Source organism: Pseudomonas auratipiscis (assembly GCF_036324085.1).
Classification (GTDB): domain Bacteria; phylum Pseudomonadota; class Gammaproteobacteria; order Pseudomonadales; family Pseudomonadaceae; genus Aquipseudomonas; species Aquipseudomonas auratipiscis.
This window is the reverse complement of sequence record NZ_JAZDCU010000026.1, coordinates 21,210-37,651: the sequence shown is the minus strand read 5'-3', so window position 1 is coordinate 37,651 and position 16,442 is coordinate 21,210. Positions and strand designations below refer to the sequence as shown.

Below are 16,442 nucleotides of genomic sequence, written 5' to 3'. Positions count from 1 at the left end.
GGTGATGCTGGGCTTGTCCCTGACGCTGTTCTACAACGGCATGCGCAAGTCCGGAACCGAGCGCACACTGGCGCGACTTGGACGGCTGCAGAGCAACGCGCCCGCTAAGGTCGGCGGGCGCGACTGGCTGGACAAACTGCTGCAACGCGCTGGGTTGGAACGGCGCAACGATCGCCTGCTGTCGTACCTGCTGTGCTGGGCGCTGCTGTCTTTGCTGGTTGCGCTGGTGCTGGGTTGGCCGGTTGGCGGCGGGTTGCTGCTGGTCGGTCCGCTGTTGTTCCGTCTGTACCTGGGCTGGCGTTACCAGCGGCGTTTGCGGCGCATGATCGAGCAGTTGCCGGTGTTACTTGACCACAGCGTACGCAGCCTGAAGTCGGGGCGTACGTTGAGCGATGCCGTTCTGGGCGGTATCGATGCCTCTCGTGATCCGTTGCATGGCGCCATGCAACGGGTACGGCGCAACGTGCAGATGGGCGTGGATCTGGATGATGCCATGCAGGATCTTGCCGAGCTTTATGATCAGGATGAGCTGCGTCTGTTCGCCTTGGGCTTGCGCATCAATCATCGCTACGGTGGTAACGCCAGCGAGTTGCTGGAGAATTTGATCAAGCTCATTCGCGAGCGTGAGCAGGGTGCCCGGCAACTGCGAGCGATGACCGGCGAAACGCGGATGACCGCCATGGTTCTGGGCTTTTTGCCCGTGGGGATGGCGGCCTATTTCCTGTTCAGCAATCCCAAGTACCTATTGGCCATGTGGAACGACAGTGATGGCCAGTTCATGTTGCTCGGCGCTTTCGGCCTGCAGGTGCTCGGATGCCTGGTGCTGTGGCGCATGTTGCGGAGTATCTGAAATGATCCTGATGCTCAGTGCCGCCCTGTTTTTCGCCGCGTTTGTGCTGTTGCTCGGGCAGTTTCTGCGCCAGCGCCGCAGGCAGCGTCTGGTCGCCCAGCGTTTGCAAGGTCGACTGAACCGTGACAACCGCCTGGATGACTGGATGCAACAGGTGGGCAGCAGTGCGCTTGCCCAGCGACTGCTTAACTTCGACGCGGAAACCCGGCTGCTGCTCGACCGTGTGGGGTGGCGGCGTAGCCGTCAGCGTGCCTTGTTTGCTGCCTGTCAGGTCGGTGTGCCGGTGCTGGCCCTGGGCGTTGGCGTGGCCATCGAGCACACCTTCTATCAGCACAGCCAGAGTGCTTGGCTCGTGGTGCCGATGTGTGCGCTGGGGGTTGGTTACCTGCTGCCTAAACGCGTGTTGGCAGTGGCGGCAGCTCGACGTCAGCAACAGATCATTGGTGAAGTGTCGACCTTCATTCCCTTGCTGCGCATTCTGTTCGAATCAGGCTTGGCCGTGGAGCAGGGATTGCGTGTGTTGAGCAAGGAATCGCGGCAACTGCTGCCAGCGCTCAGCGAAGAGTTGCGCGGCATATTGCTTCGGGTCGATTCCGGATTGGCGTTGGCGCCGGAGCTTGAGAAAACTGCACAGCTGTTGGCGGTGGATGAGTTCACTGACACCTGTGTGATTCTTCAGCAGTTGCTTGCCCAAGGTGGCGGGGCGATGAAATCACTGCTGGCGCTCAAGCAACTGCTCGACGACCGGCGGCTGACGCGGATGCAGGAGCGGGTATCGAAGATGTCCGCAAAAATGTCGATGGTGATGATGGTATTTCTGTTTCCTGCGTTGCTGATTGTGTTGGCCGGTCCCGGCTTCACAGCGTTGGCAAAAGCAATGGGTTCGTAAAGGAGAGGCATGGATGAAAGCAGTCATGGTAGTCATGAGCCTGTTGTTGCTCGGCGGCTGTGCCACCGAGACTGGCGGGCCGTGGTTGGCGTTGCCGGGGAGCAGTGCCAGTTGTGCCAAGCCCGATTCCAGCCAAGAGTTGGCCTTGAGCATGGCGGACGAAATGCTCAATGAAGGCCGTCCGCATGCCAGTCTGGCCCATCTGGAAGTATTGCCTGCCGATATGGCCCAGGTGCGTCTGCGCAAGGCCAAGGTTCTGCGGCTGCTTGGGCGCAACGAGGCTGAGCCGCTGTATCGCAGTTTGCTCGGTGGTTGTATGGCCGCCGAGGCGGAGCATGGTTTGGGGCAGTTGTCGGCAGCGCGCGGTGACAATCTGCAGGCTCAGCGCCATTTGCTGCGTGCCGTTCGCCTGGCGCCCACCAACGAGAAGGTGCGCAATGACTTGGGCGTGGTGTACCTCAACCTGGGCAATGTCGAGCAGGCGCGTTTCGAGTTTCTGACCGCAATCGAGCTCAAGGACAACAATGCACTGGCCGCCGTCAATCTGGTCAGCCTGCTGTTGTATCAGGACAAGTGGCAGCAGGCGGCTGATCTGGTGTCGCGTTTCAACCTTAGCCCTGCTCAGTTCAGTGAGGCCCGATCGCGCGCCGATCTACTGAAAAAGCCTGGCAAGTCGACGGTTGCTGCGGATCAGGTTGCGACGATCGAGAACCCAGCTCCTTCACTCGGGCAACAGTGAGGTGTTTATGAAACCAGCATGGTTACTATTGATTACCATAGGCGCACTGCCATTGGCCGCCCTGGCAGTTGAGCCGCAGCCGCCAGCCAAAACGCAAACGCTCACCGAATCCTGGCTGCAGATGCAGGCCAGTAACCGGCAATCCTCGAAGATCCAACAGACAGCGACGCCCAAAGAGCGCGAGCAGAGCATGCAGCGCTGGCTGGACAGCTATAAGTATGCGATTCCGGACTTCTACCGTTGGGAGTCGGTCGGTTCGTCCGACAAGTAACCCTCAGTGCGCCGTTGCACGCAGATGCAACGGCGAATTGCCTGGCGCCAGGGCCAACGCCAACTGCGTGCGGTTGTGCATGTGGGTCAGACGCAGTACCTGCGATACATAGAGCTTTACCGTGTTTTCGGTGATCCCCAGCTCGCAGGCGATCTGGTAGTTGGTCTTGCCTTTGCTGACCAGGCGCGCCACTTCAAGTTGGCGCGGCGAGAGTTTTTCGAAAATGCTCGGAAGGTTGTCGCTGGCACACGACTCTTCAGTATCGGTAGCACGACGATGCGCACCCAGACCGCGGGCTTTTTCCAGGTCTTGATAGAGATCATCGATGGAGTCGGCGAGAAACTGCAGTTTCTGGTTCAGGTCGCCTAAATGCTGGAAGCTCTGCTGGCGTTGCTGCAGCGCAGCCTCCTGGCGCTGCACGCCTTCGAGCAGTTCGTTCAGGTTCACGGGTTTCTGGTAGTAGTCGGCAAAGCCTTCGCGCAACGCTCTGATCAGATCCTGTTTATCATCGCCGCCGGTCAGCATGATGGCTTCGAACAAGCGATGCGGACCGGCAATTACCTTGAGCGCCCTGAACAGCTCTACTCCATCGCACTCCGGCATGTGCAGATCGCACAATACCAGGCCGATAGCGGGATCGGCGGCAAAGCACTCAATGGCCTGGGAACTGGACAGACAGGGCACGCAACAGTAGCCGCTGCTTTGTAAAAACTCGCTTAACTCATCGACGACCTCAGGTTGATCGTCGACCACCAGTATCTTTACCTCACTGACGGTATTTATCACGCGCTGCTCCCTGCTCAGAAGTCCTTGTTTCTTTGGGCCGGGAGCCTTGCAGTTGGCCTCTGGCTCTCTAGAAAGTAGTCGGACTTCGCGATTATGTACACGCGGTGCGACTACTGCACCCACACCGCCGCGAGGATGAACCCTGCAAGGATGAACGGCGCGAAAGGTTGTTTATTTGACGAGTCTTCAGTCAGCTGCTTGATACGGTTCCTAACCTTTTGACTGAGAAGCGACCACAGCCAGCGGCGGCTGGCCAGCCAGAGCAACACCGCAATCCCGGCACCGATAAAAGTGCCCAGCACGTACATGCGATCAGTGGCCAGGGCCAGCGCCGCAAGCAGCTTTACATCACCTGCACCGAAGCGACCGAGCATGTAGCCCGGCAAGGTCAAGAGCATGACGATCGCCAGCGCCCAGCCCCCTTCGCTGGCGTCGGCACCTATCCAGGTGTGTCCGGTAATGAACAAATATCCCAACGCGCATGTCGCTGCGCCCAGGGTCAGGGTGTTGGCAATCTGGCGCTCACGCAGGTCTTGTTCAGCGCACAGGGCAAGCCACATCAGCAGGACAATACTTTGCATCGGCGAAATGCATCCCTTTGTTGTGAATGATTCTATGCTGTCAATCAGGTGTCACTGTCAGGGTAGACGCGATCATGAAAGCAGGCTTGGGGAAACGGCAAAAAGGCGCTGCGGCGCTGGAATTCGTGGCGGTGTTCGTGATCTTTTTCGCAGTCTTCTATGGGGTGGTCAGCTACGGCTTGCCGATGTTGATGCTGCAGTCGTTCAACCAGGCCAGCAGCGAGGCAGTGCGCCGTTGCGTGGCCCTGGACCCAACCAGCGCAAGCTATCGTGATGACGTCGACAAAATGGCCAAGGATGTGCTCGGCAAACAGTTGGCGTGGATGCCCGCATCCTTGGATTTTCAGCTTGCCAGTGATGCCAGCGTTGCGTTGACGTCGGGTAACCTGTTGACGGTAAAAATCGAGTACGCCAAAGCCAAGCTGACCGCTGTACTGCCGGTGCTCGACTTACCGGCAATCGGAGAAGTACCGCGATTACCCGCGAGCCTGAAGGCCGAAGCGAGCCTGCAACTTTGAGCGGCGGACAACGGTTGTTCGAGCGTTGGCGTGCGCGCATAACCCCGGTGAGCGTGGTGCCGGAACCTACCGCCCACGTGCCGGCAGTGGGATTGCAGCTATGGCTCGACGATAGTGCCAAGGTACTGCGCATTGCCGGCCCTTTGCGTTCGGCGTTGGCCTTGCCGCAGCACAACGAATCGCGATTGCACGATTACGTGCAGCCCCACAGTTTGCTTGTGCTTGAAGGCGATCTCTTGGACTGGCAGGCCCACCCCCTGGATCTGGATTTCAAGGCGGCCGGTGGCGCCACCCTGCATACCCGTGGCTGGTTGCTGAATCAGTCTGGGGGGTGGTTGTTACAGCTGTTCGATATCGGCGATCTGTTGCAGCACCGCCAGCAATCGCTGGGCGCCGAACGTCAGCGCCACTTGACCAGCCATTTGGCCGCCGAGTTGCGCAATTGCTCGACTGAACGCTTGGACAAGGTGGCCCAGGAGCAGCTGCAATGGCTGGTTCATCATTGGCGGGCTCATGCCGGACGGGTGTTTTTGCAAGGAGAGCAGGGCTGGAAAACCTATGTCAGCAGCGGTGACCCATTGCATTGGCCCAGCGATGAAACGATCGGGCCGTTGTTGGATCGACTGACGCCGGGACAAGTGGTCTCGAGCACCTCCCATGCAGGCTTGCACAGCCTGCTGGCGCACACCCCGGCTTATTTGCTGCCCTATGGGCAGGGGCACGTGGTCCAGGCCTGGTTGATGTGTTTTGGTTCGTTCGACGCGCTCAACTCGGCAGATGCACTCAGTGCTTGCGCTGCGTATGCCGAGCCGTTGGTGAGCCGTTTGACGACATTTGCTCTGCAACAACAAAGTGAGCGGCTGGACAGCCTGCAACTGCAATTAGGTGCAGGTTGGTGGCAATGGCGATTGTGCGAGACCACTCTGCAACTGGACCCGGGCTTGGCGACAAGCCTGGGAATGCCAACGCAGTTGACCATCAGCCAGTGGCTGAGCCGGGTGCACCCGGCTGACCGCGAGGCCGCGCAACTTGCACTCGGCGAGTTGCAGCGCGATGGCTGTGCCCTGCACCTGAGCCTGCGTTTGCTCGATAACAACCTGGCTGCCAATCCGCGCTGGTATCGCCTGTGCGGACAAGTGCGCGGTAGTGGTGAGCATCGTCGCCTGCTGGGCTTCATGCTCGACATCAGTGATAGCAAAAGCCAACAGCTACAGGCCAGCGCCGCTCAGGCACGCCTGGAAAACCTGATTGCCAGCTCGCCTGCGGTGATCTACATCCAGCGCTATGTCGAGGGTGCCCTACAGGCCGAGTTCTTCAGTGCCAGCCTGCAACCGATGCTTGGGTGGACACAAACAGAGCAAGCCCCGCTGCAGCCGGGGCAATGGGTCCACCCCGAAGATCAGGCCCTGTGGCTGGCGCGCACGCGCACGTTGTTGCGCGAGGGTCAGGTACGCAGTCGCTATCGTTTATGTGATCACCATGGCGGTTATCACTGGGTGCTCGATGAAGCGCGCCTGCTACGAGATGATCTGGGCATGCCGGTCGAAGTCGTCGGGATATGGCTGGATATCACTGAAACAACCGAGGCGACCGAACGTTTGCGGGTCAGTGAAGAACGCTACCGGGTGTTGGTCGAAGACTCTCCGGCAATGATCTGTCGTTACACGCCGGATTTGAACCTGCTGTTCGGCAACCAGCCGCTGGCCGACTACCTGGAGTATCCGCCCGCGCAGTTGAGCGGTATGAACCTGGGACGTTGGATGTCTGCAGCGCAGCGCGAGGAATTTGTTCAACGCCTTGCCAGTCTGAGCGTGGCGCAGCCGGTGAGCACTGCAGAAATCTGCCTGGAGTTGCCGGGGCGCGAGCATGCCTGGTGGGTGTGGGCGGACCGTGGCCTGTTCGACGATCAAGGGCGCTTGGTAGAAGTGCAGGCCGTGGGACGCGACAACACACAGGTGCGCCGGACCCATCAGCAGCTGATGCAAAGTGCAAAAATGGCCACGCTCGGCGAAATGGCCACCGGCCTTGCCCATGAGATCAACCAGCCTCTGAATGTGATGCGCATGGCCGTGGTCAACGCGTTGAAGCGGCTGGAGAACGGCGACGTGCAGATTGACTATCTGCAGGACAAGCTCAAACGTATCGACGCGCAGGTGCTGCGTGCCTCGCGAGTGGTGGATCACATGCGCGTTTTCGGTCGCCGCTCGGCGGTCGAGCCGCAGTTGTTCGAGCCCTGGCAGGCCGCGGACGGTGCCTTGTCGCTGCTAGCCGATGGCTTGCGCGGCAAAGGCGTGGAGCTACGCGTTACCAAACCGCAAGCGCAGTGTCTGGTGAGCGGCCATCAAGACCAGTTGGAGCAAGTGTTGATCAACTTGCTGGTCAATGCGCGTGATGCGTTGCTGGCACGGCGCGAACAGCATCGCCAATTGCAGCCCTGGATCAGCTTGCGCATGGAAGTGGATGAGCCCCAGGTACGGATCTTGGTCGAAGACAATGGCGCGGGTATCGAGCCTCGTCTGCTGGAACGGATTTTCGAACCCTTCTTCACCACCAAGCCTGTCGGTGTCGGCACCGGCCTGGGCTTGTCGGTCAGTTACGGGATCGTCAACGCCATGGGTGGCTGTCTGAGCGTAAAGAACAGTACGGAGGGGGCTCGGTTCTGTATCGAACTCCCCACTCAAAGCACCAACTGAGCACGACTGCTGGAACAGGTCAGGTTGGCCCCGACTTCAACTTTGACCAGATCGATGCCCAGGGCTTTGAGCAAGGCATTGACCAGCGGATCTACCAAGGGGCTCAACAGATGTCTGATCAAGGGCTCGAGAATGGCTTTGACGTCGTTCAGGAGCCCGGCAGTCAGCGTCAATATGCCACCCAGGAGGTTGCCGTTGAGGGGCTTGTATGCCTGTAGCTCAATGCCATCGATGGTCTGGTTCAGACTGCTGATGATGTCACTGGCGGTTGTGCTCAGGTAAGCAGGTGCCTGGTCGATGTTAGGCGGTGTGTGCTCGGCAGGTGCAAATTTGAGGTTAGTGGCAGTGCTTGCCAACAAGGCGGTGTTCACCTTCAGGCCAATGCCTCCTCCGGCAAACGGAACCCGAGTGCCGCACACGGCTGGAAGAAACAGAAGCCGACTGCAAACATTGGTGCCGATATCAATCAGCGGTAGTGGGGTTACCGCATTCACGCCGGTGGCAAAAAAGGCGTTGCGATCCTTGAACTGTCCCACCGCCAGATCGGTTGCTGCACTGTCAGTGCGTGCGGTCAGGGTTTTTTCCGGCGCGCAGCTGTAGCCACTCACCTGGCTGGTAGCGCGTGCTACCTCGATACCGACATCCAGACTGACAGTGCCTGGCAGTAGTTGGATATCACTGACTTTGCAAGGAATGCCCAAGGCACAGGTCAACGACTCCACGGTGCCGAATAAATTGAGGCCAAGCAGATTGTTGAGGATGTTGGTCAAGGGCGTGGCAAGGTCAAGCACGGCGTTGACCAGACCGATGACGGTTTTCAGCACCGGCAGATCGAGGGAAATCAATGTTCGTATCTGTGCTGTGTGCACCTTGATCAGGTCGGTCTGCGGGTTGCCGATGGCAGAAATCTGCTGGGGTTCGATCACCTTGATGCGGACCTTGCCATTGACCAGTCCCAACACGTTGATCGGCATTTCGACGACGGCGGCGCTGTCCTTGGTCGACAGCAGGATCACGCTTTGCAGCAGATCCAGCACTTGCAGACTGGCATCCAGGCCGGCTTTGGTCGTGCCACTTTGCAGGTCGAGTATGTCGCCCAGATGGAGTATCCGAGTACTGTCGACACCAACGACAAGCTTGCTCAGGTTATTCACCACATCGACTGCCGCACCGCCCCTTTGCAGCACTTTCAGGGCGGCTTCGATCAGTTTTGCCGCGCTGGCATCGGCGCGCAGCAGTTGCTGGTAATCACCGGCGCTGACCCCCACTTCGATTGCCAACTGGTCGAGGTAGCTGAGGAGATTTATCTCGGTTTTCGCCAGGCCCTGCCAGCCCAGCAGGTCGAGCTGAACGTGGCCACCCAGGGGATCTACCAGCGCATTTAGCAGCGCTGACTGGCGGGTGTCGACAGTCGCCAGGGTGCTGCGAATACGCAGCATCGCCTGCGGCGGTTTGGGGGTGGCGGCGACTGCGCGGGCACTCAAGAGAGTGGTATCGGGGATGCTGTTGCCGTTGACCAGAGACCACACCCCTGCGGCGACACTGGTGGCAACCTGGGTAGTGGCGATCACGCGGATTGCTTCGTTGCGCGACAAATCGACACTGAAGCTGCGCAAGCTGTTGGCCCCGGTTTGCAGTCGACCACAGGTGGTTTCAAGCGATTGCCCGGCACTCAGCTCGAAGCCGTTGCGAGCAGCGCCTACTCGGGCCAGGGTGTCGGCGCGTGGCCCGCTGCCGGTGCAGACAGCACTTTGGCCTGCCGCCTCCAGCGCGGCCATATCGGCAATTCGCTGCAAGCGGCGCTGTTCCAGGTAGAGTCTACTGCTGTCGATCACCATCAACATGAACATCAAGCCCATGCCCAGGGTCAGGGCAGCGATCAGGCCGATAGCACCGCGCTGCCTTGCGGGGAAGCGAGAAGACACGCGCACTCCTTTGCCCCGCGTTGAGGCCCCTGAACTCACACCCAATTGGCAAGAGTGTAGTCAGGTTGCTGGCCATTTGCCTTTAACGTGGTGGATAGTTCGACAGGGCGTTGGTTACAGTCTTCTGGATCGCCTCACTGCGTTCTTCGGGGCTAGGTGGATAGTTGTTCATGATTTGCTCGGCACTGCCGCGCCAAACCAGCTTGCCATCCTTGCCATCGAACATGTCGACCTGGATGGTTGCCACCTTGTAATCGACGCTACGGGTTTCGTTGTACATCGGCCCGCCCCAGTAGTTGCCCCAGTAGCCACCCCAGGCACCGCCGTAGTTGGTGGTGATCTGTTGCTGACGGTCCTCGACGATCAGGTATGTCTGTACTTTCAGATCACCTTGGCTATTGCCCTGCGCCGGGCGCAAGCCACGTTGATCGAGTTGGCCGGCGACGGCCTGGCGGATGCGCTGCTCGGTCAGATCGCTCTTGATCCGGGGATCATCGGGGCGGTACTGCAATGCAGGCTCCTGCCAGACCCAGCTGCGATAGGCAGCAAAATCGCGGCTGGCGTCATAGTCCTGAGTCACGTTGTGGTTTGAACAAGCACCCAACAACACCAATAACGAGAGTAAAGCGAAACGGCGCAGCATGATGGATCTCCAATTACCTTTTAACTGGGAGGATAGCCGTTGAGGGCCTTTTTGACCGATTCGCGCAATGCGTCTTCGCGTTCGCGCTGAGTACCCTGGCTGGTCGCCTCGGCACTGGCGCTCCAAACTGCCTTACCGTCGCGGGCGTCGAACAGGTCGACCTGAACTACCATCACTTCTACCTCATAGGTGCGTACCAGCGGAACGCTAATGGCGGCACCATAACCGTCGTGGTACCGGCCAACACTGCCGTAGCCGCCAACACCGCCGTAGGGATAGCCTCCGTAAGGGTAGCCGCCATAGGGATAGCCACCATAGGGATAGTAGTCATCGCGGACCTGACGCAGGCGGCGTTCCAGGTGCAGATTGGCGCTTACCAGCAAATCGCCTTGGCCCTCACGCGCAGGCCGCAGGCCGCGCTGGTCCAGGGCGGTGCTCACCGCATCGGCCAATTGTGCGGGTTCAGTCAGGGCGGCACCGCTGGGTAACTGGCCATCGCGCCAGGCCCAGCTACGGTAACGGCCGTAGTCCAGGGTTGGCGCCGGGTAAGCGCTGGCATCAAAGGTTGTGGCCGCCTGCGGTGGCGCAGGCGGCAGCGGACGGGAGCTGGCGACATAAGGGTTGCTGCTCTGGCAGGCTGCCAGTGTCAGGCACAACAGACCCAGGGTAAAACGGTACGGCATGTCACTCTCCCGGCACGCTTCAGCTTGGTCGACAGATCCAGTGCAGGTAACGCCCCAACCCGGCAAAGGCGGGATGGCGCCGATGCGCCAGCTCCATTTCCAGCAGGTCGAGCAGTTCGGCCTTGGACTGGAACTCCACCGGCATGTAATCGTGAAACACCCGCACTCCGCTTTCTGTTTCGACCTGCCACAGACCTTCAAGTTGCGCCTTGAGCGTGCGCGGATCAAGCGGTTTTTGCGGGGTCAGGCTCTGCTTCTCGCCGGCCATGTCATTGCTTCGCAACTTGCGAAAATGGCCTTTGAGCAGATTGCGATAAACCAGTGCATCGCGATTGTAGAACGCCAATGACAGCAGGCCATCACTGCGGGTCAACTGGTGCAGGACCGGCAGGATGGTTTCCGGCTCGGCGAGCCATTCCAGGACTGCATGACACAGCACAAGATCATAGGGCTCGGTCAGTTGTCCGAGCAGTTCCTGCCAGGGCGCCTGGATAAAGGTGGCCTGCTGGCCGGCTTCGGCAAACCGTGCGCGGGCCCCTTCGAGCATGGGTGCAGCGGGCTCGGCCAGGGTGACCTGATGACCGCGCTCCGCCAGCCACAGGGCCATGTGACCCAGACCAGCACCAATATCGAGCACGCGTAGCGGCCGTTCGGGCAAGGCGTCGGCGAGGTCGGCCTGCAATACCGCAAGGCGGATCGCACCTTTGGCACCGCCATAGATTTTCTCGGCAAAACGCGTGGCCAGGGCATCGAAGTGTCTGTCTTTCATCGCGCAAAACGCCTTTCGCTGTCGGCCAGTTTGGCGCGCACTACCTGCTCCATGTCCAGGCCTAGCTCGCTGCATAGCAGCAGCAGATACAGCACCACATCGCCGACCTCCTGACCTGCATGCGCCAGTTGTTCGGGCGATAGCTGCCGCGACTGGTCCTCGCTGAGCCACTGGAAAATTTCAACCAGTTCGGCCATTTCGACACTGGCGGCCATGGCCAGGTTTTTTGGGCTATGGAAGCCGCGCCAATCATTGTTGTCACGGATGCTGTGCAGGCGTTGGGTCAGTTCGTGCAGGTTCATCAAAGCTCTCCTCAAGCCGCATAGCTTCAGGCGGGCGCCTTTGCAACGCAAGAGCTCCGTTTCAGTCCAGTTGCCGCCAGGCACCGCGCATATGCACCAACCCGCCATGACCGTCCAGGCGCAGTTGGCCTTCAATGGCGGTAGGGCTTGCGTTGAGGATCACCTCGCTGGGCAGGCGCACGGGTTTGAGAAAGTCCACCGCGAATGCGTATTTGCTCACCGGCAAATGGTTGCGCAAAGCCGCCAGCGTCATGGCCTTGGTCCACATGCCGTGGGCAATGGCGGTGGGAAAGCCGAACAGTTTTGCACTGGTAGCACTCAGATGGATCGGGTTGTAGTCGCCACAGACCTTGGCGTAGCGCCGGCCGATATCGCTGTCGGCGTACCAGCGGGTCAGTTCTTCCAGCGGTTCGTCGGCGGGCGCTTCGCTGGCCGTGGGCTCGCCTGCCAGTTTCACGCCGCGACACAGCATGCGGCTGGTTTCGGACCAGAGCAGCCCCAGCGCGTCTTCGGCTTCGGTGATCAGGTCGCAAGTGGCGCCTTTTTCGTGTGCTTGCAGGTTATCCACGTAGACCGAGAAACGCAGGCGGCTGATGCCGCCGAGGGGGCGTACAACGCGGATGCTGTTGTGTAGATGGACCAGACCCAGCAGCGGAAAAGGAAAGGTCTTGTCGGTCAGCAACTGCATCTGCAAGGCAAACGCCATCACATGGGGAAAGGTTGGCGGCAAGCGTCCGTCATCACCGAAATGGCAGAGCTTGCGATAACTTTCCAATTGCTTCGATTGGACGTCCAGGTAACAGCGCAGGCCGATCTCCGGGAGGGTGTCACCGCTGATCTTGCGTTTGCGTACGGCGCGCAGATAGAGACTTGAGAGTGCCAGGGTATTGCTCAGATCCTGCCAGTGTCTAGTCATGGTCAGGCCCCCATTACGGCCTGGCCGCAGACGCGCAGGACCTGGCCGTTGACAGCGCCAGACCCCGGTTGCGCCAGCCAGGCGATGGCTTCGGCGACATCCTGGGGCAGGCCGCCCTGGCCCAACGAACTCATGCGCCGTCCGGCTTCGCGCAGGGCGAAGGGAATAGCGGCAGTCATGCGGGTTTCTATGAAACCTGGGGCCACGGCATTGATACTACCGCCGCGCTCAGCCAGTTTTGTTGACCAGGCCTGGGCCATGCCAATGAGCCCGGCCTTGCTGGCGGCATAGTTGGATTGGCCCCGGTTACCGGCAATGCCACTGATCGATGCCAGCAGGACGATGCGGGCGTTGTCGTGCAGGGTGCCGCTATCGAACAGCGCCTGGGTCAGCAACTGCGGCGCTTTGAGGTTCACAGCCAGCACCGAGTCCCAGTATTCCGGGGTCATGTTGGCGAGGGTCTTGTCGCGGGTAATACCGGCGTTGTGTATGACGATGTCGATACCCTCAGGGAGGGCTTCAATCAGTTGTGCCGGTGCATCGGCGGCACAGATGTCGAGGGTCAGGCTGCGGCCACCCAGGCGTGCAGCCAGGGCTTCGAGGTCGGTTTTGGCTTGGGGAACATCAAGTAGCACAACGTCGGCGCCGTCACGGGCCAGGGTCTCGGCGATGGCGGCACCGATACCTCGGGCGGCTCCAGTAACCAAGGCCTTGCGCCCGGCCAATGGCCGTGTCCAGTCCTGCACCTGGGTCGCGCAGGCTTCCAGACGCAGGACCTGACCGGAAACGAAAGCACTCTTGGGCGAGAGGAAAAAGCGCAGGGCGCCTTCGAGTTGATCGTCGGCTTTGTCGCTGACATACAGCAACTGCAGGGTGCCGCCGGCGCGTAACTCCTTGGCCAGCGAGCGACTGAAGCCTTCCAGGGCGCGCTGGGTGATCTGCGCAGATACATCATCCAACTGCTCCGGTGCCCTGCCGAGTATCACCACATGAGCGCAACTCTGCAGGCTGCGCAGCAGGGGTTGGAAGAATTCGCGTAACTGCTTGAGTTGATCGCTGTCGTTCAGTTCGCTGGCGTCGAAAACCACCGCCTTGAGTTTCGGACCAAGGCCTGCGACCCATTCCGTCGCGCTCAGGTCGGGGCTGGCAAAACTGTAGACCTCATCGGTCAGACGCTGGGCAAAAGCTTCGATTTTGTTAGCCAGAGGGCCCCCGCCCAGCAGCAAGGCACCTTCGACAGGCCGCAGGCGACCAGCGCTCCAACGTTCCAGGCGAGCGGGGCTTGGCAGGCCCACGGCACCAACCAGGCGGCGGCCAAGGTCGGAATTGGCGAAGTCGATATAGCGGTCGCTCATGTGCGGCTCTCCCTGAAATTAAGCTTCAAAGTGTGGACCATCTTTGCCCGTTGGTCGTTCGAACCCTGAAAAAAGCACCTACGCTGGTTGTGGTCTGTACCTTCGATACTATCGGGTGACAGCCGTTTCATGATTGACCAGGATTAATTGCCCTACAGAGGACCTTACGCATGCGCTCATTGCGCCGAGTCGCGATTATTGGCGGCAACCGGATTCCCTTCGCACGTTCCAATGGTGCCTATGCCGGCGCCAGCAATCAGGCAATGTTTACCGCTGCCCTCGAAGGACTGATCGAGCGCTACGGCTTGCATGGCCTGCAACTGGGGGAAGTCGCCGCAGGCGCGGTGCTCAAGCACTCCCGAGACATGAACCTGACCCGCGAGTGTGTGCTCGGTTCGCGCCTGTCGGCGCAGACACCGGCCTATGACGTGCAGCAGGCGTGCGGCACGGGGCTGGAGACTGCCCTGCTGGTGGCCAACAAGATTGCCTTGGGGCAGATCGACTGTGGCATCGCCGGGGGAGTGGATACCACCTCCGATGCTCCCATTGCGGTGAGCGAGGGTTTACGTCACATCTTGTTGCAAGCCCACCGCGGCAAAACCATGGCCGACAAGCTCAAGGCGTTCCTCAAGTTGCGTCCTGGGCATTTGAAGCCGGAAATCCCTCGTAACGTTGAGCCGCGCACCGGACTTTCCATGGGCCAGCATTGCGAGTTGATGGCGCAAACCTGGCACATTCCGCGCCTGCCCCAGGACGAATTGGCTCTGCTCAGCCACCAACACATGGCGGCAGCTTTCAGCCAGGGCTGGCATGACGATCTGCTTACCCCTTTTCTGGGCCTGACTCGCGACGACAACCTGCGTGCCGACCTGACCCTGGACAAGCTTGCCAGCCTCAAACCGGTGTTCGAGACCGGTGATAAAGGCACCCTGACTGCCGGCAACTCCACGCCACTGACCGACGGTGCATCGGTAGTTCTGCTCGCCAGTGAAGACTGGGCGCGGGAGCACAACCTTGATGTAATGGCGTACCTGGTCGACGGTGAAACAGCCGCGGTGGACTTCGTCAAAGCCCAGGAGGGGCTGCTGATGGCGCCTACCTACGCGGTGCCACGCATGCTGGCGCGTAATGGTTTGTGCCTGCAGGACTTCGATTTCTATGAGATCCATGAAGCTTTCGCTGCCCAGGTGCTATGTACGCTCAACGCCTGGGAAGATTCCGAATACTGTCGGCAACGCTTGGGATTGACTGAGCCGTTGGGCGCGATCGATCGCAGTAAGCTCAATGTCAAAGGCAGTTCATTGGCGGCGGGGCACCCATTTGCTGCAACCGGGGGCCGCATCCTGGCCAATATGGCCAAGCTGCTGGCCACGACCGGCAAGGGCCGCGGCCTGATTTCGATCTGCGCCGCAGGTGGTCAGGGCGTCACGGCGATCATCGAGCGTTGACCAGCGTGGCTGAAGCGAACGGGGTAGGACGATTGGCATAGTGCTCGGCCATGATCGAGCAGACGATCAGCTGCAGCGGATGGTAGATCATGATCGGCAGCAGGATCAGCCCCAACCCGGGATGCGCACCGAAGATCAACGCAGCCATTGGCGCGCCGGCGGCCAGGGACTTCTTGCTGGCGCAGAACACTGCAGCAATCTCGTCGGCCGGGTTCAAATGCAGCGCCCGGGCTGTGCGAGTGGTCAGCCAAAGGACGAGTGCCAGCAACAGCGCACTGCCCACCAGTGCGGTGAGCAATACCGAGCTACCTTGTTGCTGCCACATGCCCGAGACCATCGAGTTGCAGAACGCGGCATAGACCAGCAGCAGGATCACCACCTTGTCCATGATGTTGGTGTAACGCTTATGCCGGGCGAAAAAGCGGCCCAGCCAGGGACGCAGCAATTGCCCGAGTACCAATGGCGCCAACAGCAGCGCACAGAGGTCCAGCAGCGTGGCTCCCAGATCGATGCCGTTGCTGCCGGTGCCAACCACCAGGCTGACCAGCCACGGAGTGATGAATATACCCAGGACACTGGAGAGGCTGGCATTGAGAATCGCCGCCGGGACGTTGCCCCCAGCGCTACCGGTCAAGGCAACCGAGGATGAGATGGTCGAGGGCAGGGCGCACAGGTAGAAAAAGCCGAGCATCAATAGCGCTGGAACATGACTGCCAAGCAGTGTGTTCACCAGCCACCAGAGTGCCGGGAAAACGATGAAGGTGAACCCCTGCACCATCATGTGCAGACGGCTGTTTTTCAGGCCGTGGCCAATTTGTTCACTGGACAGGTTGATGCCGTGCAGGAAAAACACCAGGAACACGCCGACATTGATCACTGATTCGGCATGCAGGGCGCCGCCACTGCGGCCAATGTCGGGAAACAGCCAGGCCAGAAAGGTGGCGAGGAACATGCCGCACAGAAACCAGTCGGTAACGACGCGTTTGAGGTGTTTGAGCACTTGCATAGGCGGGCCTGCGAATCATTTTGTAATCGTTGAGCACACAGGCTACGCTCGGCAGATGGTTACCGTCT

The 16,442-nt window shown here is 60.0% G+C and carries 17 protein-coding genes; 7 read left to right on the top strand and 10 right to left on the bottom strand.

Features of this window, described 5'->3' with window-relative positions; translation table 11 throughout:
* Window positions 1–4 precede the first annotated feature (4 nt).
* The 4 genes from V0R60_RS24910 to V0R60_RS24895 are packed head-to-tail and all read left to right on the top strand — an operon-like array spanning window position 5 to window position 2,749.
* Complete coding sequence (locus tag V0R60_RS24910; protein WP_330080869.1) at window positions 5–850, top strand: type II secretion system F family protein; 846 nt, start codon at window positions 5–7, stop codon at window positions 848–850.
* 1 nt (window position 851) lies between these two features.
* A complete protein-coding gene (locus V0R60_RS24905) occupies window positions 852–1,739 on the top strand; it encodes a type II secretion system F family protein (protein ID WP_330080851.1) in 888 nt (295 codons plus the stop codon).
* Window positions 1,740–1,752: 13 nt separating this feature from the next.
* Window positions 1,753–2,478: a tetratricopeptide repeat protein gene (locus tag V0R60_RS24900; protein WP_330080852.1), complete on the top strand. Its 726-nt coding sequence runs from the start codon at window positions 1,753–1,755 to the stop codon at window positions 2,476–2,478.
* A 7-nt stretch (window positions 2,479–2,485) separates the two neighbouring features.
* On the top strand, window positions 2,486–2,749 hold the full coding sequence (locus V0R60_RS24895) for a DUF3613 domain-containing protein (RefSeq protein WP_330080853.1): 264 nt from the start codon (window positions 2,486–2,488) through the stop codon (window positions 2,747–2,749).
* Between the two features lie 3 nt (window positions 2,750–2,752).
* On the opposite strand, the gene V0R60_RS24890 is transcribed toward V0R60_RS24895, so the two are convergent.
* Together V0R60_RS24890 and V0R60_RS24885 are read right to left on the bottom strand one after the other, a co-directional pair.
* Entirely contained in the window at window positions 2,753–3,535 is a 783-nt protein-coding gene (locus tag V0R60_RS24890; protein WP_330080854.1) for a response regulator transcription factor, read from the bottom strand.
* A 110-nt stretch (window positions 3,536–3,645) separates the two neighbouring features.
* Window positions 3,646–4,116, bottom strand: coding sequence for a prepilin peptidase (locus tag V0R60_RS24885; protein WP_203478938.1), 471 nt, complete (start codon window positions 4,114–4,116; stop codon window positions 3,646–3,648).
* A gap of 74 nt (window positions 4,117–4,190) precedes the next feature.
* On the opposite strand from V0R60_RS24885, the gene V0R60_RS24880 reads away from it, so the two are divergent.
* Both V0R60_RS24880 and V0R60_RS24875 read left to right on the top strand, forming a co-directional pair.
* The gene (locus V0R60_RS24880) at window positions 4,191–4,634 is read left to right on the top strand and encodes a TadE/TadG family type IV pilus assembly protein (protein WP_330080855.1); all 444 of its coding nucleotides are present in this window, start codon (window positions 4,191–4,193) and stop codon (window positions 4,632–4,634) included.
* The gene (locus V0R60_RS24875; RefSeq protein WP_330080856.1) at window positions 4,631–7,327 is read left to right on the top strand and encodes a PAS domain-containing sensor histidine kinase; all 2,697 of its coding nucleotides are present in this window, start codon (window positions 4,631–4,633) and stop codon (window positions 7,325–7,327) included. The genes V0R60_RS24880 and V0R60_RS24875 overlap by 4 nt, the downstream gene beginning before the upstream one ends.
* Here V0R60_RS24875 and V0R60_RS24870 read toward each other — a convergent pair.
* The 7 genes from V0R60_RS24870 to V0R60_RS24840 form a co-directional block, all read right to left on the bottom strand.
* Complete coding sequence (locus V0R60_RS24870; protein WP_330080857.1) at window positions 7,312–9,252, bottom strand: pilus assembly protein TadG-related protein; 1,941 nt, start codon at window positions 9,250–9,252, stop codon at window positions 7,312–7,314. The genes V0R60_RS24875 and V0R60_RS24870 overlap by 16 nt on opposite strands.
* A gap of 82 nt (window positions 9,253–9,334) precedes the next feature.
* Window positions 9,335–9,895: a DUF4136 domain-containing protein gene (locus V0R60_RS24865; RefSeq protein WP_136478299.1), complete on the bottom strand. Its 561-nt coding sequence runs from the start codon at window positions 9,893–9,895 to the stop codon at window positions 9,335–9,337.
* Between the two features lie 20 nt (window positions 9,896–9,915).
* Complete coding sequence (locus tag V0R60_RS24860; RefSeq protein WP_136478298.1) at window positions 9,916–10,578, bottom strand: DUF4136 domain-containing protein; 663 nt, start codon at window positions 10,576–10,578, stop codon at window positions 9,916–9,918.
* Between the two features lie 19 nt (window positions 10,579–10,597).
* Window positions 10,598–11,347 carry a methyltransferase domain-containing protein gene (locus tag V0R60_RS24855; protein ID WP_136478297.1) on the bottom strand — a complete coding sequence of 250 codons (750 nt, stop codon included), beginning with the start codon at window positions 11,345–11,347 and terminating at the stop codon, window positions 10,598–10,600.
* Window positions 11,344–11,649 (bottom strand): MazG-like family protein, encoded by a 306-nt coding sequence (locus V0R60_RS24850; protein WP_136478296.1) that lies wholly within the window; start codon window positions 11,647–11,649, stop codon window positions 11,344–11,346. The genes V0R60_RS24855 and V0R60_RS24850 overlap by 4 nt, the downstream gene beginning before the upstream one ends.
* Window positions 11,650–11,710: 61 nt before the next feature.
* Entirely contained in the window at window positions 11,711–12,565 is an 855-nt protein-coding gene (locus V0R60_RS24845) for a MaoC family dehydratase (RefSeq protein WP_330080858.1), read from the bottom strand.
* Window positions 12,566–12,567: 2 nt separating this feature from the next.
* Window positions 12,568–13,920 carry a 3-oxoacyl-ACP reductase gene (locus V0R60_RS24840; protein ID WP_330080859.1) on the bottom strand — a complete coding sequence of 451 codons (1,353 nt, stop codon included), beginning with the start codon at window positions 13,918–13,920 and terminating at the stop codon, window positions 12,568–12,570.
* A 170-nt stretch (window positions 13,921–14,090) separates the two neighbouring features.
* Between V0R60_RS24840 and V0R60_RS24835 the strand changes: the two genes are divergently transcribed.
* Window positions 14,091–15,368, top strand: a complete 1,278-nt coding sequence (locus tag V0R60_RS24835; protein WP_136478293.1) for an acetyl-CoA C-acetyltransferase — start codon at window positions 14,091–14,093, stop codon at window positions 15,366–15,368.
* On the opposite strand, the gene V0R60_RS24830 is transcribed toward V0R60_RS24835, so the two are convergent.
* Window positions 15,355–16,374: a bile acid:sodium symporter family protein gene (locus V0R60_RS24830; protein WP_330080860.1), complete on the bottom strand. Its 1,020-nt coding sequence runs from the start codon at window positions 16,372–16,374 to the stop codon at window positions 15,355–15,357. The genes V0R60_RS24835 and V0R60_RS24830 overlap by 14 nt on opposite strands.
* Window positions 16,375–16,442 lie beyond the last annotated feature (68 nt).